Genomic DNA, 21322 nt, shown 5'->3' with positions numbered 1-21322 from the left:
CTTTCTAGAAGATCCGGTATCCAGCGAATTTGTATGCAAAACGGTAGGATATAACGATTAGAACTAAGCTGATCATCGATTTGAAAAAGCCTACGGCTGTCGCGAAGCTGAATTGTCCGCTGAGCAGTCCTTCGCGATAGACGAATGTGTCGATAATATCCCCTTGCTGATAGATAAGCGGGCTATATAAGTTGAACACTTGGTCGAAGTTGGCGTTAAGCACATTTCCTAGCGCTAAAGTGGCCACAACGATGAGAATAGGGATAAGCGCTGGCACGGTAATATGCATCGTTTGTTTGATTCGGCTGGCCCCGTCAACCTCTGCTGCTTCGTATAGCGCAGGATTGATCCCGGAGAGCGCAGCTAGAATAATGATGGTATTGAAGCCAAACTCTTTCCAAACATCACTGGAAATAATCGTAAACCGGAACCAATTGCCGTCGGCTAGGAAGAAAATTGGTTTTATGTCGAACAAGCTGGTAAGGAACTGATTGATAATACCGGTCTGGGCAAGCACATCGATCAATATTCCCGAGAGCGTTACCCATGAAAGAAAGTGAGGCAGGTAAACGAGCGTTTGAATCGATCTTTTGAGCCCCATGTTTCTAACCTCGTTGAGCAGCAAGGCAAAAATAAACGGAATGATTAAGTTCATGACAATTTTTGAACAGGCAAAAAATAAAGTATTCCATGTAATTTGCAAGAAATATTCATTCTCGAACATATAACGAAAATGCTTCAAGCCAACCCATGGGGAACCGGCGATTCCTAAAGCGGCCTTATAATCCTGAAAGGCCATGACAAGACCTGACATAGGTACATAAGCAAAAATAAAGACGAGCAGTGCAGCAGGAAGCACCATGAAATGAAGCATCCAAGGCTGCTTGTAGCCGCGATTTTTCTTCGTTTTTCGGACGGCCTTAGGGTTTGGTTGCAGTAGGGTGTTAGAGTCCATAATTATCCCTTTCCATAAAAACATATTTGTGTAACACGTGAAACCCTGATATAAATAGTAACAAAGTGTTGGAGTATGAAACTATAAGACAATGTTAGGATTCATAGGTTTTTGTTAGGCAGATCGGATGGAGGGGCTGTGTTATGGCACTAAATAAAAGCATCGCGTTCGTGAAAAAAAAGATGGAAGCAAGATTTAGCCTGTTTGCCAAAATGAATTTTTTGATTCTCCTATTATTTATTCCAATCATCATCTTGTTTACGTACTCCAATAATGTCGCTTCTCAAGTGATTAGCGAGGAACTGCAGGCTTCCAACATCAAGCAGCTTTCTTTTTTATCCAGTCAAATCGACTCTAGAATTAATCAGACTGCGGATTTCGTTATTACGTTCTCGAAGGATCCGAACGTGGAGAAATTTAATGGCTTGAACCTATGGGACGATCTATATGACAAGATGCAGACGAAGTATGTGGTTCAGGAGAAGATGATGCTGCAATCTGGTGTTATGAATGTTTGGCCAGTCACCTATACGGTTTATTCTCAGCAAAACAAAGAGGCGATATCGAACAATAAAGATACAATTAAGTATGATGAGGACTATTTAAACAGCAATATGACAGGAAAATGGACTTATGGCGATGGAAAAGAAATGAATGACGGGGAGCTGAAGTCCTTTCATTGGTTTTATACCGATTCTTTTGGGCATCAAGGTACGCTTAAAGGCAGCAATCTCATCGTGCACGCCAGCTTTGGCCACGAAAATATAGAGAACATGCTCGATACGTATAAAGCTGGCGGCCAAGGCGATCCGTTATTTTATCATAAGGGCGAAGCTCCGATACTGAATCGAAGCGCATCTGTGGAGCTGGTGAATGAATTGACTCATTATTTGGACGGGAAGCAGCTTGGGGATACCGATCAAGAGGTCGTACGATTAGCTGATAAAAGCTATTTGGTAAGCGCTGTTAAATCTCCTCAGCTGGGTTGGTATTTGGTCGATATCGTTCCGCTTGATAAGATGCTGGGACCGATATCGTTTAGCCGCAATCTCTTTTATATATCGATGATTCTGTTATTCGTAATTGGAATATCTGCTTCTGTACTGCTTTACCGGAATATCCAGCGTCCAATCATTAAGCTGATTCGCGGCTTGCAAAGCGTGCAGCGCGGAGATTTTTCCGTACAAATCAAGTCTAATGCTAATAATGAGTTTGCATTTTTATTTTATCGATTCAATGAAATGTCACGGCAAATTCAAGATCTGGTTGAGAAGGTGCTCGGCGAGAAGCTGCGTGCAAGAGAAGCGACCTTAAAGCAGCTGCAGGCGCAGATCAATCCTCATTTTCTATACAACTGTCTTGGCTATATCATTAACATGGCCCAGATGAAGGAACAGGAAGCGGTCGTATCCATGGCCTATAACCTAAGCTCATACTATCGCTATACGACCCGAATGGAACGGGAAACAGCAACGGTGGAAGAAGAAATAAAGCTTATTATTAATTACTTGGATATTCAGAAGCTGCGCAATGAAAGGATCGAATACAGCATCGAAATTCCGGATGAGCTGCGTAAGCAGCAGGTGCCGCGCTTGATGCTGCAGCCAATTGTGGAGAATGCAGTTATTCACGGGGTGGCCAAATCCTATTCATCAGGTGAAATACGAATTCGAGGCGAAATGTCGGGCGGCTTCTGCCGCGTTTACGTCGACGATGACGGACCAGGCATAAACACGGAGCAGCAGGAGGCGTTAAATCGTAAGATGCGTGAGCCGCTGCAGGAGGAAATGGGCTGCGGGCTCTGGAATACGAATCAACGAATCGTGCATCAGTTCGGTGAAGGGTCTAATTTATATTTTACAAAATCGCTTCTCGGAGGCTTCCGAACAGAAATTGTGTGGCGAACGCCCGCCGGAGCAGAACAAAGCCAATATCCAACGACACGAGGAGGCATATGACATGCAAATGATTATAGTAGATGATGAAGCGCACTGGGTAGACAATTTGTCCATGCAAAAGCCTTGGCATACGCTGGGCATTGAGCAGGTGCATAAAGCTTATTCCGCAAGGGAAGCGCTGCAAATTATCGAGACACATCCGATCGATATTGTCATATCGGATATATTAATGCCCGAAATGACAGGGATCGAGCTGTTAGAAAAAATACGAGAATATGATAAGCGAATCAAATGCATCATTTTATCCGGGCATTCCGATTTTGATTATGCGAAGGAGGCACTTCGGCATCAAGCAGTGGAGTACCTGCTTAAACCGCCGACCGATAAGGAATTGTTTGATGCTGTGGGAGCAGCTATTGACGGACTGAAAGCTGAATGGGAAAACATTAGCTCCCATGAGCGTACGGAATTTACGCTACGGGAGAATCTGCCGCTGCTGCGTGGTCAGCTGCTGCTTGACGCGCTGCGGGGCGAGCGAATGCTTGCGGAGGAGTGGCATCGGAAGCTGGAAAATTACAGCTTGCCTATCCAATTCGGGAATTGTACGCTGATGCTCGTTCGAATGGAGGATGAATTCGGTCAGTATCGGAACAATGGTCAGCAGCTGATGGAGTATGCCATTATCAATATAGCTGAAGAAATTATTAGTGAGTATGCAGAGGTTTGGGCCGTCAAAGAGGAGCATGGTTATTTGGCATTTTTGCTGCAGCCTAAGGCGAATGCCTCCTATTCTCGGCAGGATATGCTGCTTGAGAAGCTTGGCGTACAGCTGCAGTCGAAGGTCAAGCAGTTTCTGAGGGGCTCCCTGTCTATTGTAATTACAGAACCCTTCCAATTTCCTGAGGAGCTCCCAGCAAGCTATCGGCAAGCCTCGTCTTCCTTCCGGCAAATCGTAGGGGAAGAACGTGAATTCGTAATGCGTGTAAGCGAACTGAAGCCAAATGTATCGCAGGGAGCTTTGGATGCCATTCATGTCCCGCCCGCATTAAGCAATCTGCTTGAGGCGGGACGCTGGGATGCTGCCGAACAGAAGCTGAAGGATGTGTTTGCGGAGCTGGACGAGAAATGGTCTGATTCATGGGAGCACTGCATGGAGGCAGGCTATTTAATTGCCTCAACCTTCACACATTTTGCCCACCGCAATGGTCACACTCTGGCAAAATTGCTTGGGGAGGATATGGAGCTTTTGCAGAGCGGAGAAGCTTTCTCCTCGATTAGCAGGCTTCGCAACTGGTCGCTTAGCGTACTGGGCAAGCTGAAGGATGGATCGGCTAATGACGTTAATGACATTCGCTCCCTGTATGTGAAGAAGGTTCAGGCGTTCACAGAAAAAAATCTGCATCTCGATGTGTCATTGCGAGCACTGGCTGACCATGTGAATCTGCATACGACACATTTATCTAAAATTTATAAGATTGAAACGGGTGAGGGAATTAGCGATTATGTGTCCCGTCTCCGAATGGAAAGGGCTTGCCATCTGCTGAAATCGACTGATAAAAAGGTATATGAAATCAGCACGGAGATTGGTTATTTGGAGCCAGCGTATTTTATTAAGGTGTTTAAAAGGCAGTTCGGAGTGACGCCCCAAGATTATAGATTCGGTTCCTAACAACATGACAGAGTGCTATGGAAACTAACAAAATCATATAGATGCCCTCCCCCACTAGTTGGTAAAGTAGCTTATGAGATCATCTTACAACAAAGGGGACTGAAACATGGGGAATCTTAAAAAAGCAGGTTTGCTGCTCGTTGCTATGGCATTCATCGTAAGCGCATGCAGCGGAAATACCAGCAAGAACGAGAATGCGAACACAGAAAACGCCGGTACTAGTGTAGTATCAAGTGAAGGTGACGCTTCATTTGCCAAGGGCAAATATGACCCGCCTATTGAAATCAGCACAGTCATTATGCCGAAGAAATACACAAATGGCGATACGAAGGAAGACAATGTTCATGACCGCTGGATGCTGGAGCAATTCGGCATGAAGCACAAGAACACCTGGTACCCGGCTGGCAACGATCAATATAAGCAAAAGCTTCAGCTTGCTATTTCATCAGGCGAGAAGCTGCCTGATTTTGTATTCGTGCCGACGGATTCGATCTTGACTAATCAGCTCATTGATTCAGGACAATTTCTAGCGATTGACGAGCTGTTCGATAAGTATGCCAACCAAACCTGGAAGGATCACGCTGCCCAGCATCCGGAGCTATGGTATCCATTCACAAGAGACGGCAAGAAATGGAACCTGCCGATTCTAGAATATACCGACAATGATGATACCATTCTTTGGCTGCGGGAAGACTGGATGGAGAAGCTGAATTTAAAGGCTCCGGAAACGATTGCCGATTTAGACATCATTTTTGACAAATTCAAAAACGAAAACCCGGATGGTCTGGCTGCAAAGGATGTTTATCCGCTGGCTATCTCCTTGAAAAACAACACCAATACGTGGATGGGATCACTGGATTGGCTGTTCGGAGCATATGGAGCGGTTGAAGAGCAATGGAACAAAGACGCAGATGGAAATCTTGAATACGGCTCCGTCAATCCAGGAGCTAAGCAAGCGCTCGCCAAACTGAAAGAATGGATGGATAAAGGTTATATTCATCCTGACGCCGCTTTGTGGGATGAGGGCAAGACAGCTGAAATATGGACAAATGGCAAAGCGGGCGTTCTGCCTGGAGCCAACTGGGTGCCGGATTGGCCGGCTCCGGATTTATTGAAAAACGTTGTTGGCTCCAAATATAAAGCCTATCCGATTCCAGCTGGTCCTGACGGATTAAGAGGAACAAAGTGGCAGAACTCAGGCGTGAACAGCAGCTTTATGATTAATAAAGATGCGAAGCATCCAGAAGCCTTTTTCATCTACTATAACTACTTGCTTGACAACCTAGCGAATCCTGCTGCAGGAAGCGATTATGAATTTGGTTTTGCCAAAGGGTACGATTGGGATGTTGTAGATGGAGTACCGACGAACAACAAGGATAAAGTTAAAGATTTCAATAACGAGTTTCCGTTCATCACTGGACCGGCGCGTATTCCTGATCTTTACATGAAAACACTAGTGAAGCTTGCAGACGGCGCAGCTCCGGAAACGCCATACGAGAAGCAAACTGCTGAATTCCGCAAGCCGGAAAACTGGTATTCTGCAAAAATCGTCATGTCACAAATTGATATCCGCAAGCAAAACTACTTTACTGGTGCGGCTACGCCGACGATGATTTCGAAATGGAGCCTTCTGCGTCAATCTGAGCTTGAGACGTTCAACAAAATCATTTATGGCAAATTGCCAATCGAGGCATTCGATAGCTTCGTTACGAACTGGAAAACAAATGGCGGCGATCAAATTACGAAGGAAGTTAATGATTGGTTTAAGTCGGTAACAAAATAATCGTTTTTACATTAGCTCTGATGCGATCAACACTGTTGATTGTGTCAGAGCTTTTTTTTATGAAGAGAATGCTAGGAAAGCTGCCAAAGATTTTGGAAGTGCTCGTTAAGGTCTGAATAGTAAAAGGAATTGGTCGGAAATATGGTAGTTTGTCCTGTTATATCCATACTAAAATAAAGGAGACAAAGGGTTCTAACGAAATCGATGAATTAGATGGTCCAAGGAGGCAGTCATAGCATGAATGATAATTTGGAAAAAACAAAATCGGGAACAATTACATACGCTGCGAATGAAGGTGGTCCTACACTAGCATATTCGGAAGCTTCAGGCGTATCTGTTATTTTTGAAGATGGATTGGCATTTAAAGACCTTAACAAGGATGGGAAGCTGGACGCCTACGAGGACTGGCGCTTGCCGGCGAACGTACGGGCGAAGGATCTGGCTTCTAAAATGTCTATTGAGCAAATTGCCGGTTTGATGTTATACAGTGCGCATCAGGCAGTGCCGGCTTCAGAAGGTTTTTTCACTGCTTCATATGACGGAAAGTCCTATGCGGAGAGCGGTGCAAAGCCCTATGATTTATCGGATGAACAAATCAAGTTTCTGACTAAGGATCATCTGCGGCATGTGCTCCTTACTTCTGTTGAAAGCCCTGAAATTGCCGCTCGTTGGAATAATAAGGTACAAGCTTTGGCGGAAGGCACGGATCTTGGCATTCCGGCCAATAATAGCAGCGATCCGCGTCATGGCTCCGATGCCAGCAAAGAGTATAATGCCGGAGCGGGAGGAACGATTTCCATGTGGCCGGAAACGCTCGGTCTTGCGGCTGCGTTTGATCCTGAGCTTGTGCAGCGGTTTGGCGAGATTGCGGCTAAGGAATACAGAGCGCTTGGTATTGCAACTGCGCTTTCTCCACAAATTGATATTGCGACTGACCCGCGGTGGTCACGCTTTGACGGTACGTTTGGGGAGGATTCGAGCTTGTCAGCGGATTTGGCCAAAGCCTATATCGATGGTTTTCAGACTTCATTCGAAGAGCTGTCAGGCTCAGAAGGGTGGGGCCCCAGCAGCGTGAATGCGATGGTCAAGCACTGGCCGGGCGGCGGTTCTGGCGAGGGCGGCAGGGATGCTCATTTTGGATACGGTAAATATGCGGTATATCCGGGCAACAACTTTGAGGAGCATCTGATCCCTTTTCTGGAAGGAGCCTTTCAATTAAAAGGCGGGACGGAGAAAGCTTCTGCCATCATGCCGTATTATACGATTTCTTATGGGCAGGATCAGGTGAACGGCGAGAATGTAGGAAATTCCTATAACGCTCACATTATAGGCGACCTGCTTCGCGACAAATACGGTTATGATGGTGTTGTATGCACCGATTGGGGGATAACAGACGACGAAGGCTCCGATATTAGCCGGTTGTTTCCGGGTGGACGTTCATGGGGTGTCGAGCAAGGGTATACGGTGGCGGAACGCCATTACAAAGCGCTTATGGCTGGAGTAGATCAATTTGGCGGAAACAATGATGCAGGCCCAGTCATCGAAGCTTACCATATTGGCGTTGCTGAGCACGGTGAAGCCTATATGCGAGAGCGCTTTGAGCAATCGGCGGTACGTCTATTGACCAATATGTTCCGTGTCGGATTATTCGAGAATCCTTATTGCGAAACAGAAGAAACCTCTCGTATTGTCGGCCATGCCGAATTTATGAAGGCTGGATATGAGGCTCAGCTCAAATCACTTGTGATGTTGAAAAACAAAGGACAAGCTCTTCCTATGGAGAAAATGAAGACGGTCTATATTCCTAAGCGATATCGACCGGCGGGTACGAATTGGATCGGTTTTCCGACTGCTGAATTTGACGGTTATCCGGTCAATATGGATATGGTTCAGAAATATTTCAACGTTACAGACGATCCAGAGGCAGCCGATTTCGCGCTTGTGTTCATTACGGGGGCAGACTCCGGCAGTGGATACAGCAAAGCCGATGCAGAGGCTGGTGGAAACGGCTATGTCCCGATCAGCCTGCAGTATGGTCCTTATACCGCAGAGCATGCTAGGGAAAACAGCCTTGCCGGCGATGAAAGAGATGTGTTGAACCGTTCCTATAAAGGTAAATCGATAACGGCAACGAATAGCTCCGATCTGGAAGCGGTTCTAAGAACGAAGGAGATCATGAATGGCAAGCCAGTTATTGTATCTCTCCAATTATCGAAGCCTTCCATCGTTGCGGAATTTGAAGCTGAGGTTGATGCGATCATCGTCGCTTTCGGGGTACAGGATCAAGCTATTCTAGATATGGTAACTGGTGAAGCGGAGCCTTCCGGACTGCTGCCTATGCAGATGCCCGCTAATATGAGAACCGTCGAGGAGCAATTGGAAGATGTTGCTCATGATATGGAAGTACATGTTGACTCCGAAGGGAACGCCTATGATTTTTCCTATGGTTTAAACTTCAGCGGGGTCATTCAGGACGAACGGACGGAGCGCTACAGCAAGCGAAAATAGTCTGATATCAAGCGGCGCAATCCAACAGCAATATGCTAAATCGATAGTCTTTTCCAGGAAGATGTTGATCTTTACAATCTGCAGCGAATGTGGCTGATAAGCCCCTTGTGATGACGAAGTCATTGCAGGGGGTTGTTTTGTATTTACTCTGACTTTGATCCTGCCGTGCAATCGCGTAAAATAGGAGGATAATGGGTTTCGTACTGAGTCTAACTAACAATCCACATAAAAAAGGAGATAACACTAATGTCAACACCACTTGCGTCGCAGCTCGATCGCAGCTATATTGCCCGCCAGCTTGAAGCTTTGCTTAGCATACCGAGTCCCAGCGGGTTTTGTATGGAGATTATAAATTATATGGTTTCGGAGTCCACGAAGCTTGGTTACTTACTGGAGACTACACCAAAAGGAAACGGAATGGTCACCATTCCTGGCGTGAATGCTGATCATACCATTGGAATAACTGCGCATCTCGATACGCTCGGAGCGATGGTTCGTTCCATTAAGCCGAACGGGATGCTGCGTTTTACGCCCATCGGCGGTTATGCGATGCATACGGTTGAAGGAGAATACTGCTTAATTCATACGCGCGATGGCCGCAAATATGAGGGAACCGTATTGTCTACCAAGGCCTCCGTGCATGTTTATTCAGACGCGAGGGACTGGAAGCGAGAAGAAGCGAATATGGAGATTCGCATCGACGAGCTGGTTAAATCAAAAGAAGGGGCGGAAGGTCTAGGCATCTCTGTAGGCGACTTTATATCCTGGGAGCCGAGAACGCGTATGTTGCCAAGCGGCTTCGTCAAGTCACGTCATTTGGATGACAAAGCGAGCGTTGCTGCTTTACTCGGCCTCATGGAATGGCTGAAGCGTGAGGGAAGGACTCCGCTTCACACGCTGAAGCTTATTTTCTCCACATATGAAGAGGTGGGGCACGGAAGCTCCTATATCCCAGCGGATATTACGGAGATGATTGCTGTTGATATGGGGGCGCTTGGAGATGATTTGTCAGCTACGGAGCAGGATGTGTCTATTTGTGCCAAGGATTCGACGGGGCCCTATGATTATCAAATGACTTCTCGGCTGATTGAGCTAGCGGGGCGTGAGAAGCTTGCTTATGCGGTCGATATTTATCCTCATTACGGCTCCGATGCCTCAGCGGCGTTGAGAGGCGGAAGCAATATCCGTGCTGCCTTGATCGGGCCCGGCGTCCATGCCTCGCATGGCATGGAGCGTACGCATCTTGATGCGATAGTGAATACAGCGGCGCTGCTGCTTGCGTATGTAATGGAGTAACCAACGCAGGCTATCCTGCACCCTTGCACTAACTTCGCTCTTTTCAGCCCCATCGAGCTGCCTATCCTGCACATTTGCATTAGAATGGACTGAATTCGGCTTCAGTCGCACCTGTAAGGCTCTCTATATTGCTGTGGTACAACATAGACATGTGGAGCTCGCAAAAACCAGCTGCTATCCTGCCAAAGTGCAGGATAGCAGCGTAGTTTGGTTAGTTGGAGAGCCCGTTGCAGAACAGCTTGGAGGGTTAGTTCTAGAATAGTTGTACAGTTACTCCGAGCACGAACCCCTGCTTCCTCCGCACGCAGGCTATCCTGCACATTAGCACTAACTTCGCGCTTTTCAGCCTTATCGAGCTACCTATCCTGCACATCTGCATTAGAATAGACTGATTTCGGCTTAAGTCGCACCTGTAAGGCTCTCTATATTGCTGCGGTACAACATAGCCTTGCGGGAGCTCGAAGAAACAGCTGCTATCCTGCCAAAGTGCAGGATAGCAGCGTAATTGGGTTAGTTGGAGAGCCCGTTGCAGAATAGGTTGGAGGGTTAGCTGGAGGAAGTGTTGCAGAACAGCTTGGAGGGTTAGTTCTAGAATAGTTGTACATTTACTCCGAGCACGTCCCCCTGCTTCCTCCGCACGCAGGCTATCCTGCACATTAGCACTAACTTCGCGCTTTTCAGCCTCATCGAGCTACCTATCCTGCACAACTGCATTAGAATAGACTGGTTTCGGCTTAAGAAACACCTCTAAGGCTCTCTATATTGCTGTGGTACAACATAGACATGTGGAGCTCGCAAAAACCAGCTGCTATCCTGCCAAAGTGCAGGATAGCAGCGTAGTTTGGTTAGTTGGAGAACCCGTTGCAGAACAGCTTGGAGGGTTAGTTCTAGGATTGTCGTACATTTACTCCGAGCACGAACCCCTGCTTCCTCCGCACGCAGGCTATCCTGCATATTAGCACTAACTTCGCGCTTTTCAGTCTCACCAAGCTGCCTATCCTGCACATTTGCATTAGAATGGACTGAATTCGGCTTCAGTCGCACCTGTAAGGCTCTCTATATTGCTGTGGTACAACATAGACATGTGGAGCTCGCAAAAACCAGCTGCTATCCTGCCAAAGTGCAGGATAGCAGCGTAGTTTGGTTAGTTGGAGAGCCCGTTGGAGGGTTAGTTCTAGGAGCGTTAAGTTTGTCACACAGAAGTTATGCACAGCGGCAGCGGGTGGAAAACACATATAGTAAATGTCGAGAATAGAACAACATGCGGTGGAAATGGAGATCGAAGTCGAGTACGAGGGCAGGGGGAATGCTTTCCCCGGTTACATCGTAGTGCTAGTTAGGCAGCCTTCGTCAAAATAAGTAGAGGATAGGTCGTTTGGAGAAGTGCTGAGTATAGTTATTTTGGAATAAGTCCAGTCGTTATGGAGATGGATATTCAGTGCTTTTGGAGCTTTATATTAATCCCGATTCGTGGGTTGAAATCCTGATCCCATGTTAGCTATGAACGGAAAAAGAGCATAATCGATGCAGCTCGTATACCTGAATGTCCGTTTTTTTAGCAGAAAATCACACTTTTTTTAGCAAAAGACATTAATATTTTCTTTTTTTAATGTAAAGACAGCGCTATCATTGATAAAATCATCCAGTTAAATAGACGTTGCAAAATATGTCGAATTGATTTTTTATGCTGCTTAGGTAGGACTCTGGTCAATAGTCCCTTTTTTTCGTGCCCAAAATCAGATTTTTTTCGCGAAAAAGCAGCTAAAAGCTGCGCCCAAAAAACACAAGACCCTTTATTTTAAAAGGGAACTGAGCATTTTAGGATATGATTATATGAGACTATTGGTGGACTTTCTCACAAAGTTCATAAAACGCTTTCAATTATCAGAATATTTAATTTTGACAGTGGAAAAACGCAGGTTTATATCCTACTATTCGCATCAATTAGGATTACGTACTTATGAAAACAGTCATGAAAATGAGTAAGATTGTCTAATCGACACCATGTCTTTATTCCCTCAAGAATTAGCAATGATTGTGTCATACTAGAGTGCAACAGAGAATAGGTGAATCGCAAAATTCAAAGTGAGCATATGATCTGATGAATGGAGGTTTCAGAGATGAACATTTCAAATCAGGAGCAGAAGCGAATAAGGCTGAAGCAATTTTTGAAAATACTATCCGAGGATCCTTCTCTATTACAAAAAACTGATCACGGGGAAGCAAGGCCGCTGTCTGAGCTTCTTATGGCAACAGGATGCCGGCTCTGCAATGAGCCTATCGATATGGCGGAGCTTATGTCTCAATTGCTTGGCAAGCTCGGCTTGAAAGCCTGTTCTACAGAAATGATGGAGTACATCATGAACGGTGGAACGGTCGATGATTTTATGAATACAGCCCAATAATAGGTTCCGTCCTTATCATAGAAATTCATGCGAGTGGATTTCACTGTTCATCAACGATGCCCAAAAGGTCGCGTTTTGAATAATTAAAAAATTTTAATATTCATTAAGAATAATTAATGATTCATGTAGGGACGGATGACTACGAGTAACGGAGGAAATCATTTGGAATTGAAACAGTATTGGCTCATCGTAAAAAGAAGGCTTCTAATGATTACTTTAATCATTACCGTCAGCTGTCTAACCATAGGCATTTACTCCAGCTACTTTATCAAGCCACAGTATGAAGCATCCGCTAAATTAATCGTCAATCAATATAAGGACAGCAGCTCGCTGCTGCCAAGCATCGATGTTGGGGCGATTAACACCACGATTGGACTGATTAAAACCTATAAAGAAATTTTGAGAACCCCGCGAATGATGAAAAAGGTAGTAAAGCAATATCCAGACCTTGGAGTTACGTATAGCGAGCTCATCGGAAAGGTGAGTGTAAGCTCGGTAAATGAAACGCAGGTCATGTCTATATCTGTACGGGACGATTCTTATGAGCAAGCGGCTTTAATCGCTAACGCAGTGGCTATCGTATTTCAGAAATCGGTGCCCGAGCTGATGAAGGTTGACAATGTCTCGGTACTCGACCAAGCCGATCCGAAAGAGTATCACGGGCCGGTAGCGCCGAATGCAAAGATGAATATTGCCGTTGCGTTCATGCTGGCTTTGATGGTTGGCGTAGGAATTTCCTTCCTGCTCGATTATTTGGATGACACGGTAAAAACAGAGGAGGATATTGAAGCGCTGCTGGACGTACCGGTGCTGACATCGATTCCGATGTTTGAAGAGCGTGATTCATTGGACAGAAGCAGCAATGCTTCATCATCGAAATTAGCGGGGAGGGAACAAAATGTCTCGTTTGATTCCTAAATGGAACCTGATTACGGAGTTAAATCCAAAATCGCCAATATCGGAAGGCTACCGCATGCTGCGAACGAATATCGAGTTCTCGACTATCAATCAGAAGCTGCAAATCATTATGGTCACCTCGTCCAAGCCGAGTGAAGGAAAGAGTACAACCTGTGCCAATATGGCTGTCGCGTTTGCTCAGGCTAACAAAAAGGTGCTGCTGATCGATGCAGATTTGCGCAAGCCGTCCCAGCATCACATATTCGGAAAGTCCAATCGAAGCGGAATAACGACGGCTCTATTAAACCAACTAGAGCTGAAGGATATTATTCAGTATACGAACACGGATAATCTGTCCATTATACAGGCGGGGCCAACACCTCCTAATCCTTCAGAGCTGCTCTCATCAGAGCCAATGGCGAATCTTCTGAAGCAGGCGAGAGAGCAGTTCGATATGATCATCGTCGACACTCCGCCTATTATGTCAGTGACTGATGCTCAAATTGTTGCTGTTCAAAGCGATGGAGTCGTGCTCGTCGTTGATTCAGGCAAGGTGAAGAAGGATGTCGTTCTTAAGGCGAAGGCGTCGCTTGATCATGTCAAAGCAAAGCTTATCGGTGTCGTACTTAACAAAATTAATCGTAATCATTCAGATATCTATTCCTACTACTACGGGGAGAAGAGCGACGCATAAACTCGTTTTCTCTATCGCTGGAAGGGTCGTATAGATTAGGTAATGTCTCCTGCACCTCTATCACCGGAGGCACTCGGTCATGCTGTGGGTCAGCCGACCTTAGACGTTAATCGTCAAGGGTGTGACGTGAGGAGGGGTTAGATGCCCTTATTTTAAATATAGGAAAGTTTAAAAAAATATATAGGATAGGGTGATGTCAGATGAAAAAAGTGAGAAAAGCAATTATTCCAGCGGCTGGACTCGGTACACGTTTTTTGCCAGCCACGAAAGCGATGCCTAAAGAAATGCTTCCTATTGTCGACAAGCCTACTATTCAATACATTGTTGAGGAAGCGATTGAATCAGGCGTTGAGGATATTATCGTCGTGACAGGCAAGGGGAAAAGGGCGATCGAGGATCATTTCGATATCGCGTTTGAGCTTGAGCATATTTTAGAGGAAAAAGGAAAGCTCGATATATTGGAAAAGGTAAGAAAATCATCAAACGTAAACCTTCATTATATTCGGCAAAAAGAGGCCAAAGGGCTTGGACATGCGGTATGGTGCGCAAGAAACTTTATTGGCGATGAGCCGTTCGCTGTTCTGCTTGGCGACGATATCGTAGAGGCTGAGGTGCCCTGCACAAGGCAGCTCATTGAGCAATATGAACGGACGGGACGTTCGGTCATCGGCGTTCAGACCGTGGGCGTAGATCAGACGCATCGTTACGGAATCGTTGATCCAGGCCAGCGAGTAAACAATCTTTATGAGGTTAACCGCTTCGTAGAGAAGCCGCCGCAAGGCCAAGCGCCATCGAATCTAGCCATTATGGGAAGATACGTGCTGACGCCTGATATATTCGAATATCTAGGTAAGCATGAGCTCGGCGCGGGAGGCGAAATCCAGCTTACCGATGCGATTCAGAAGCTTAACGTCGATAAAGGCGTTTATGCCTTTGACTTCCAAGGCATTCGTTATGATGTTGGTGAGAAGCTTGGTTTTATTATGACGACGATTGATTTTGCGCTTAGAAATAACGAGCTGAAGCATCAATTGATGTCCGAGCTTGAGGAATTAATGGAGCGTGAGCTTGCGAAGAAGCTGTTAGTTGGAAGGGGTGAGAGGATATGACCCCTCCACAATATAAGGATGAAGCAGTGATAGGAGTTACGGATTATTATCGGGAACGCGGCAATCACAATGAGATTAGCGTTTATTCGATTATGAAGCGTGCCATTGATATTACCGGTTCGTTATTTGGTTTAATGCTGCTAAGCCCGTTATTTGTCATTATAGCAATCCTTATTAAGTGGGAGGACCCGAAAGGCTCTGTATTCTTCTATCAGACGAGAATTGGCAAGGATGAGAAGCCATTCCGTATGTACAAATTCCGCTCGATGCTGACAGGCGCTGAGGATAAGCTGAAGGAGCTGCTCGCTCAGAACGAGATTAGCGGCGCAATGTTCAAGATGAAGGATGATCCACGGATTACGAAGATCGGCAAGCTTATACGCAAAACGAGCATAGACGAGCTGCCACAGCTGCTGAACGTGCTTAGAGGTGAAATGTCGTTAGTGGGGCCAAGACCCCCGCTTTCCAGAGAAGTGGCAGAATATACGGAGTATGACAAGCAGCGCTTGTCCATTACGCCGGGCTGCACAGGTCTATGGCAGGTGAGCGGCAGAAACAATCTCAGCTTCAAGCAGATGGTTGAGCTGGATCTGGCTTATATCGAGCAAAGATGCATCTGGTTCGATATTAAAATCATGTTCAGAACAGTCAAAGCTGTCGTCGCTTCACAAGACGCTTATTGAGAAGCCTATGCTTACGAAGTCAGTTTTGCTACGCAAAACTTAAAGCCTATGCTTACGATGCTAGTTTTGCTACGCAAAACTTTAGGAGTTGATGAAAACTATGGCAAGAGTCCTGCATATATCGGAGTTCACTAAGGGAGGCATTGAAACCCATCTAAATGAAGTGCTGAGCTACCAATCGGGCCGACATGATATTTATCTTATGGCTTCCGAGCAGAACTCAAGCGCTGAAACGCTGCAAATTAGCAGGGATCGCTTGCAGCTCTATCCGTATAAGCGGAAGCCCGCATACTTTGTACGAGCGATCAAAGCTATTCATCGCAAGGTAAACGAGTTTAAGCCGGATATCGTTCATGTTCATGGCACGTTCGCAGGAGTTTTCCTGCGGACGTTGTTTTTTTTCAAGCGCCAACGACCGGTTGTTATTTACAATGCGCACGGCTGGGCCTTCCTCATGGATACAAAGCCGTGGAAGCAGCGCGCCTTCGCTTTCGTGGAGAAGGTGCTGGCGCTTCGCACCGACTATATTATCAATATCTCGAAGCATGAGTACGAGATGGCGATGCGGTATGGGCTGCCAGCTAAGAAGTCAGGCGTTGTGTATAACGGAGTTTCCGATACGATTGCTTCTAGCAGGCCGCCTTTTGCCACCCAGCCAGACAAAATTAATTTGCTGTATGTCGGGCGTTTTGACCGTCAGAAGGGGTTTGATCTTCTTCTGGAGGTGTTCAATGAGCATCATTTCGCGAACGTCCAACTTTATCTGGTCGGCGATACGGTGCTGGAGGAGGTCAGCTATATTTTTCCCGAAAATACAGTCAAGCTGGGCTGGGTGAACAACTCCGAGATTGATCATTATATGAGAGGCTGTGACGCTGTTATTATTCCGTCGCGCTGGGAAGGCTTTGGCATCGTCGCTATTGAGGCACTGCGCAACAAGAAGCCAGTCATTGCCAGCAATCGGGGAGCGCTGCCGGAAATTGTGAGCAATGGCTTGAATGGCTATATTTTTGATTTTGAGAATAAGCAGGAGCTGGCGGACATCATCAAGCGGCTGGATAAGTCCAGTCTAAAGGAGATGGGCCAGGCGGGATATGATATTTTCGAGCAAAAATTTCATTCGAATCAAATGAACGACCAAATCGAACGGTTATATGAGGCTGCACTGCAGAAAAGGAGCGAAGATAGTGAAGGAAGTGAAGAAAGAACAGCTCTTTCTAGCGATTTATCTTAGCCTGCTGCTCGTACTAACCGTGTATCAGGATTTTCCGTTGGTAAATATGATTGGCGAAATTGGCAGAACCCCTATTATTTTGATGCTTCCGATATTTGTATTTTGCGAGATCGCGCTGCTTGCGAGGCATAAGCGAGTGACACATGGCTCGATGCTTCAAAAATATATGCTCGGCTTTATTCTTTATTTAAGCTTTATTACGATCGCGTATTTGCTAGTGCAGTTTCTACAAGGCAGCTACAGCTTCGGCTCAGAGAGCTTGCTTGGCAAAGGGATAAAGGTGCTGGTTTATTTTGTGCTGATATTGCTTTATATCCGGCATATGCAGCTCGTTTTTGCCAGTATCAAAAGCTTTAAGCTGCTGTACAGCTGTTTTTTTGCCGTGATTACACTGCTTTTGCTCATTATGATTTTAGAGCTTGCGAGCATGCCAAATGCTTTTACTTATTTGCACTCAGGAAGCAATCCATACTGGCGAGTGAGGCTATTGACCTCAGAGAGCAGCACAACAGGCTCCATCGTTGTAGTGTATGCGGCCATATTCGTATATTTAACGAAATATTTGAACAGCCTCGCTAGGACGCTGTCAATCATTTATGCTTCCAGCTTCTTTTTATTTTATTTGTTCGTTACCGGCTCTAAGGGCTTTATGATCATCTGTTTGCTGACGCTTGTCGTTACCATGATCAAATTTCTGGATTTTCGCAAAAAGAAAAACTTTATATTGCTCGTTTCAGTCGTTCTGGCCATGTATATGTTCATCACGAATTTTTCTGCGGGGCTGGTCAGTTCGTTTAGTAATGACATCGAAAACTACACATCCTCCTATACGCGAATGGGAACGATCATTATTGCGCTAATTACTGTCTTTCATAACCCATTGGGGGTGGGCACAGGAGCCTATCTCATGTATTTCGATAAATATGTGAATGACTCGATTAGTATGATGTCTCATTTCTATTACAATCTGTTTGGCATCAGCCAAATAAACGCGGGGGAGCTGTTGCAATATTCGGGCTCGGATAAAAACTTGGGCGTCAAATCGGGTTTTTTCCAGTGGGTCATGTTCGGAGGTCTCTTTGCAGTCGTCTTCTTCTTTCTATTGGCTAAAAATTTGATTATTAAAGTGAAGTCCAGCTTTATTCTTTTTCTAGCTCTTATTTTTATATTGTTTTCCATGCTGCTCGTTTCATTAGAAATTAAATACGAGGTTTGGCTTCTATTTGCTTTTATTAGTCTCTTTCTTGGCAAAAACGAATTAAACGAATCGATTAGATCGGAGGCGGCCAAATGAAAATGCTAGTTGTGTGCAGTGATTTCCCATATCCCGCCGACCATGGCGGAAGAGTTGACACCTGGGGCAGAATCAAGGTTTTAGCGGAGCTAGGGTGGAAGCTGCATCTGCTTGTTTGCGGCAAGCAGCAGCCATCGAAGGAGGAAATGGCTGCCGTTTATGAATATGTGGAGGAGATCACGCTCTGTGATCGAAGAAGCAAGCTGGCGGATCTGCTTCATGTAGTACCGATGCAGGTGCGCTCGCGAAGCGGGCTGCAGCATGTTGAGCTGGCTGGTGATTATGATTATGTGCTGCTTGAGGGCGACTACGTTTATCCGATTTTGCAAAATCCGAAGATCAAGCATCAAACGGCCATTCTACGCGTGCATAACGATGAGGCTGTTTATTTTAAGGCATTAGCGAGAAGCACCAAAAACGTCGTCCATAAAATGTATTACCACATGGAAAGCAGCAAATTTAATGTTTTGCAAAAAAGAATGCTGGAGAAGGTCGACAAATATTTGTTTATATCGAGCAAAGAGTTCGAAATCTTTCAGAAGCAAAATCCTTCCGCCAAAAGCTTGTTTTTACCCCCGCCGGTGACGAATGGGGATTTCGAGGCGAGTGATTTTCAAAGCAAGCATGTCGTATTTATTGGATCATTATTTATGCCGAATAATCGTGAGGCGATTCAGTGGTACTTAGCGCATATTCATCCACTGATGCTGAAGGAGCCGGATTATAAATTCATCGTAGCGGGCAACAGCAGGAAACAGAGTCTTAGCTGGCTGGAGGGCTACGATATGACGAATGTGGTCGTATATGATACGCCAAAAACTTTGGACGATATTTATAAACAGGGGTATTTATTCGTTAATCCGATGCAGAACGGAGCGGGCGTCAAGCTGAAGACGATTGAAGCGATTCAGAACGGCCTGCCGGTCATCTCCACCTCCATCGGCTATGAGGGGACAGGGCTTGTGGACAATGAGCATATTATGGTAGCGGATCAGCCAGAGCAATTTTATGCAAAAATAAAACTGCTGTTCGACCATCCGGAAGCTGCCAAGCTGCTGCTTGATTCATCGCAAAGCTTCCTTCGTACCCATTACAACCATAAAGAGGTGCTGAAGGAGTATATTCTCTCCTTAAACACTAGTTATCCAGTAAAGCAGGTGCTCTAATGAACAATCAGAAAATTAATGTAATGTTTGTTACCCATGCGGATAAGAAGGGCGGCGCGGAGCAAAGCCTCATTCATCTTATTAATTATTTGGACAAGGCAAAATATAAGATATTCCTGCTAAGCCCTAGAGACGCAGCCTATTTAGACGAGATTAAACCGGAATTTGTCCATTTTCCTATGCAGCTGCCAAGTATTAAGAAAAAGCTTGGTTTAGGCTATTTACAGGCCGTGCTAAAGATCAAGTCGTTCGTTCGAAAAAATCAAATCGATATCGTTCATGCCAATGGCTGGCGAGCACCATGGTATACCGCGCCGCTTAAGCTGCTATCGAGCTGCAAGCTGGTCTGGCATCACCGCGATCATACGCATTTGCGTATGTTTAACCAGGTGCTGCCTCGTTTTTTCGATCAAGTCATTTGCATCTCGCATTTTGTAGCGGATTCGATTCAGGGCAGCAATAAGACGATTATTTATAACGGCGTTGATCCGGAGACTGCGCTTACGCTGAAGAGCCGCAGCTTTATGGAGGATGATACGCTGGTCATAGGCACGTTCGGCCGCATCGTGGAATGGAAAAGGTATCATCTTATGATTGAGGCAGTCAAAAAATTGGCTGACAGCAACCGCAGCAATTGGAAGCTGCTCATCGTCGGGGATACCTCGGTGGATGGTTCGGACGACTATTACAACGAGATGATCAAGAAGGTGCTCTCCTATGGGCTGGAGCATCATGTCGTATTTTACGGCTACAGCAAAAAACCTCTCGATGTGATGAAGGAATGTGATTTAACGATCAATTTCTCGCTTAACGAGCCCTTCGGCAGAGTCATCATTGAATCGATGCTCGCACAAACGCCTGTAATTGTAGCAGATTCGGGCGGAGCGCCTGAAATCATACATCATACGAAAGGCGGCTTCATCGTCAAGGATGGCGATGTAGAAGAGCTGTATCAGACGATTCAGCGCGTGTATGACAAAACGGTTGATCATCAGGAGCTAGCAGTCAGCGGGTATGTGAGTGTGATGAAGGATTTTAACATGAATACCATTGCGAGGAAGGTGGAATCCACCTACAGCCAATTGCTTGTGTCAAGCATGAAGCCTAAAGCGGCGGAGATGAGCAGATGAGTATTGCCTACAATAAAATCAGCTTCGGAAAGCTGCTTGCAGTATTGAAGGGTGCAGCGGTGCTGCCGATTAAGACGAGCACAGTTGGGCGGCTGGGCAGAATTTCAGGCAAGCTAACGATAAGAAATAAGGGACGGTTCTATGTGGGTCAAAATGTTTCTTTTCACGCGAAGCCGCTGCCTTCTTCGGTTTCCGTAGAGAAGCAGGCAGAGCTCTGGGTAGGCGATAATGTGTTTTTTAATTATGGCCTCGATATTGGCTGTACCCAATCAATTCGGATTGGCAGCAATACGATTATTGGGCCGATGGTCAATATTATCGATACAAATTTCCATCCGGTTGATATGGAGGATCGGTCGCGAAGCAAAAACATTGTCATTTCAGATAATGTGTGGATCGGACGCGGAGCCGTTATTTTGCCAGGCGTAACGATCGGCGCGAATTCAGTCATTGCAGCGGGAAGCATCGTAACTCGGGATATTCCAGCTAATGTGCTGGCAGGAGGAACGCCAGCCAAAGTCATACGCGAGCTTCAGATCGGGAAGGATTGGATTCGCAGATATAACTAATGAAGCAAGCCGCAGCGATTAAGGTCAGGCTA

16 protein-coding genes are annotated in these 21322 nt (G+C 45.8%); 15 read left to right on the top strand and 1 reads right to left on the bottom strand.

The window, feature by feature from the left end:
• Nucleotides 1–4: 4 nt before the first annotated feature.
• Nucleotides 5–955, bottom strand: a complete 951-nt coding sequence (locus MHI37_RS24280) for an ABC transporter permease subunit (protein WP_076339669.1) — start codon at nt 953–955, stop codon at nt 5–7.
• 143 nt (nt 956–1098) lie between these two features.
• Here MHI37_RS24280 and MHI37_RS24275 point away from each other — a divergent pair, with 143 nt between their 5' ends.
• The 15 genes from MHI37_RS24275 (at nt 1099) to MHI37_RS24205 (ending at nt 21290) form a co-directional block, all read left to right on the top strand.
• Nucleotides 1099–2913 carry a sensor histidine kinase gene (locus tag MHI37_RS24275; RefSeq protein ID WP_076339668.1) on the top strand — a complete coding sequence of 605 codons (1815 nt, stop codon included), beginning with the start codon at nt 1099–1101 and terminating at the stop codon, nt 2911–2913.
• A gap of 1 nt (nt 2914) precedes the next feature.
• A complete protein-coding gene (locus MHI37_RS24270) occupies nt 2915–4522 on the top strand; it encodes a response regulator (RefSeq protein WP_076339667.1) in 1608 nt (535 codons plus the stop codon).
• A gap of 106 nt (nt 4523–4628) precedes the next feature.
• Nucleotides 4629–6305: an ABC transporter substrate-binding protein gene (locus MHI37_RS24265; protein WP_076339666.1), complete on the top strand. Its 1677-nt coding sequence runs from the start codon at nt 4629–4631 to the stop codon at nt 6303–6305.
• A 237-nt stretch (nt 6306–6542) separates the two neighbouring features.
• Nucleotides 6543–8813: a glycoside hydrolase family 3 N-terminal domain-containing protein gene (locus MHI37_RS24260; protein ID WP_076339665.1), complete on the top strand. Its 2271-nt coding sequence runs from the start codon at nt 6543–6545 to the stop codon at nt 8811–8813.
• 246 nt (nt 8814–9059) lie between these two features.
• Nucleotides 9060–10109: a M42 family metallopeptidase gene (locus tag MHI37_RS24255; RefSeq protein WP_076339664.1), complete on the top strand. Its 1050-nt coding sequence runs from the start codon at nt 9060–9062 to the stop codon at nt 10107–10109.
• A gap of 2120 nt (nt 10110–12229) precedes the next feature.
• Nucleotides 12230–12514, top strand: a complete 285-nt coding sequence (locus MHI37_RS24250) for a hypothetical protein (RefSeq protein WP_076339814.1) — start codon at nt 12230–12232, stop codon at nt 12512–12514.
• 162 nt (nt 12515–12676) lie between these two features.
• The gene (locus MHI37_RS24245) at nt 12677–13432 is read left to right on the top strand and encodes a Wzz/FepE/Etk N-terminal domain-containing protein (protein WP_083676578.1); all 756 of its coding nucleotides are present in this window, start codon (nt 12677–12679) and stop codon (nt 13430–13432) included.
• The gene (locus MHI37_RS24240; protein WP_076339816.1) at nt 13413–14105 is read left to right on the top strand and encodes a CpsD/CapB family tyrosine-protein kinase; all 693 of its coding nucleotides are present in this window, start codon (nt 13413–13415) and stop codon (nt 14103–14105) included. Before MHI37_RS24245 ends, MHI37_RS24240 begins: the two co-directional genes overlap by 20 nt.
• A gap of 200 nt (nt 14106–14305) precedes the next feature.
• Nucleotides 14306–15214 carry a UTP--glucose-1-phosphate uridylyltransferase GalU gene (gene galU / locus MHI37_RS24235; protein ID WP_076339817.1) on the top strand — a complete coding sequence of 303 codons (909 nt, stop codon included), beginning with the start codon at nt 14306–14308 and terminating at the stop codon, nt 15212–15214.
• Nucleotides 15215–15306: 92 nt separating this feature from the next.
• On the top strand, nt 15307–15897 hold the full coding sequence (locus tag MHI37_RS24230) for a sugar transferase (RefSeq protein ID WP_256710719.1): 591 nt from the start codon (nt 15307–15309) through the stop codon (nt 15895–15897).
• A gap of 100 nt (nt 15898–15997) precedes the next feature.
• On the top strand, nt 15998–17131 hold the full coding sequence (locus MHI37_RS24225) for a glycosyltransferase family 4 protein (RefSeq protein ID WP_076339818.1): 1134 nt from the start codon (nt 15998–16000) through the stop codon (nt 17129–17131).
• Entirely contained in the window at nt 17085–18425 is a 1341-nt protein-coding gene (locus tag MHI37_RS24220) for a hypothetical protein (protein WP_076339819.1), read from the top strand. The genes MHI37_RS24225 and MHI37_RS24220 overlap by 47 nt, the downstream gene beginning before the upstream one ends.
• Nucleotides 18422–19591, top strand: coding sequence for a glycosyltransferase family 4 protein (locus tag MHI37_RS24215; protein WP_076339820.1), 1170 nt, complete (start codon nt 18422–18424; stop codon nt 19589–19591). Before MHI37_RS24220 ends, MHI37_RS24215 begins: the two co-directional genes overlap by 4 nt.
• Nucleotides 19591–20721, top strand: coding sequence for a glycosyltransferase (locus MHI37_RS24210; RefSeq protein ID WP_076339821.1), 1131 nt, complete (start codon nt 19591–19593; stop codon nt 20719–20721). Before MHI37_RS24215 ends, MHI37_RS24210 begins: the two co-directional genes overlap by 1 nt.
• The gene (locus tag MHI37_RS24205) at nt 20718–21290 is read left to right on the top strand and encodes a DapH/DapD/GlmU-related protein (RefSeq protein ID WP_144023820.1); all 573 of its coding nucleotides are present in this window, start codon (nt 20718–20720) and stop codon (nt 21288–21290) included. The genes MHI37_RS24210 and MHI37_RS24205 overlap by 4 nt, the downstream gene beginning before the upstream one ends.
• The last annotated feature ends 32 nt before the right edge of the window (nt 21291–21322 follow it).

The sequence above is a fragment of the Paenibacillus sp. FSL H8-0548 genome, assembly GCF_038630985.1.
Taxonomy (GTDB): domain Bacteria; phylum Bacillota; class Bacilli; order Paenibacillales; family Paenibacillaceae; genus Pristimantibacillus.
The sequence above is the reverse complement of the archived record's forward strand: the minus strand, read 5'-3'. Positions and strand labels throughout refer to the sequence as shown.

Excerpts from the sequence above, each read along its gene's own strand:
- MHI37_RS24280 (WP_076339669.1), bottom strand. The coding sequence starts at position 955 with ATGGACTCTAACACCCTACTGCAACCAAACCCTAAGGCCGTCCGAAAA.
- MHI37_RS24275 (WP_076339668.1), top strand. The coding sequence starts at position 1,099 with ATGGCACTAAATAAAAGCATCGCGTTCGTGAAAAAAAAGATGGAAGCA.
- MHI37_RS24270 (WP_076339667.1), top strand. The coding sequence starts at position 2,915 with ATGCAAATGATTATAGTAGATGATGAAGCGCACTGGGTAGACAATTTG.
- MHI37_RS24265 (WP_076339666.1), top strand. The coding sequence starts at position 4,629 with ATGGGGAATCTTAAAAAAGCAGGTTTGCTGCTCGTTGCTATGGCATTC.
- MHI37_RS24260 (WP_076339665.1), top strand. The coding sequence starts at position 6,543 with ATGAATGATAATTTGGAAAAAACAAAATCGGGAACAATTACATACGCT.
- MHI37_RS24255 (WP_076339664.1), top strand. The coding sequence starts at position 9,060 with ATGTCAACACCACTTGCGTCGCAGCTCGATCGCAGCTATATTGCCCGC.
- MHI37_RS24250 (WP_076339814.1), top strand. The coding sequence starts at position 12,230 with ATGAACATTTCAAATCAGGAGCAGAAGCGAATAAGGCTGAAGCAATTT.
- MHI37_RS24240 (WP_076339816.1), top strand. The coding sequence starts at position 13,413 with ATGTCTCGTTTGATTCCTAAATGGAACCTGATTACGGAGTTAAATCCA.
- galU (WP_076339817.1), top strand. The coding sequence starts at position 14,306 with ATGAAAAAAGTGAGAAAAGCAATTATTCCAGCGGCTGGACTCGGTACA.
- MHI37_RS24230 (WP_256710719.1), top strand. The coding sequence starts at position 15,307 with ATGAAGCGTGCCATTGATATTACCGGTTCGTTATTTGGTTTAATGCTG.
- MHI37_RS24225 (WP_076339818.1), top strand. The coding sequence starts at position 15,998 with ATGGCAAGAGTCCTGCATATATCGGAGTTCACTAAGGGAGGCATTGAA.
- MHI37_RS24215 (WP_076339820.1), top strand. The coding sequence starts at position 18,422 with ATGAAAATGCTAGTTGTGTGCAGTGATTTCCCATATCCCGCCGACCAT.
- MHI37_RS24210 (WP_076339821.1), top strand. The coding sequence starts at position 19,591 with ATGAACAATCAGAAAATTAATGTAATGTTTGTTACCCATGCGGATAAG.
- MHI37_RS24205 (WP_144023820.1), top strand. The coding sequence starts at position 20,718 with ATGAGTATTGCCTACAATAAAATCAGCTTCGGAAAGCTGCTTGCAGTA.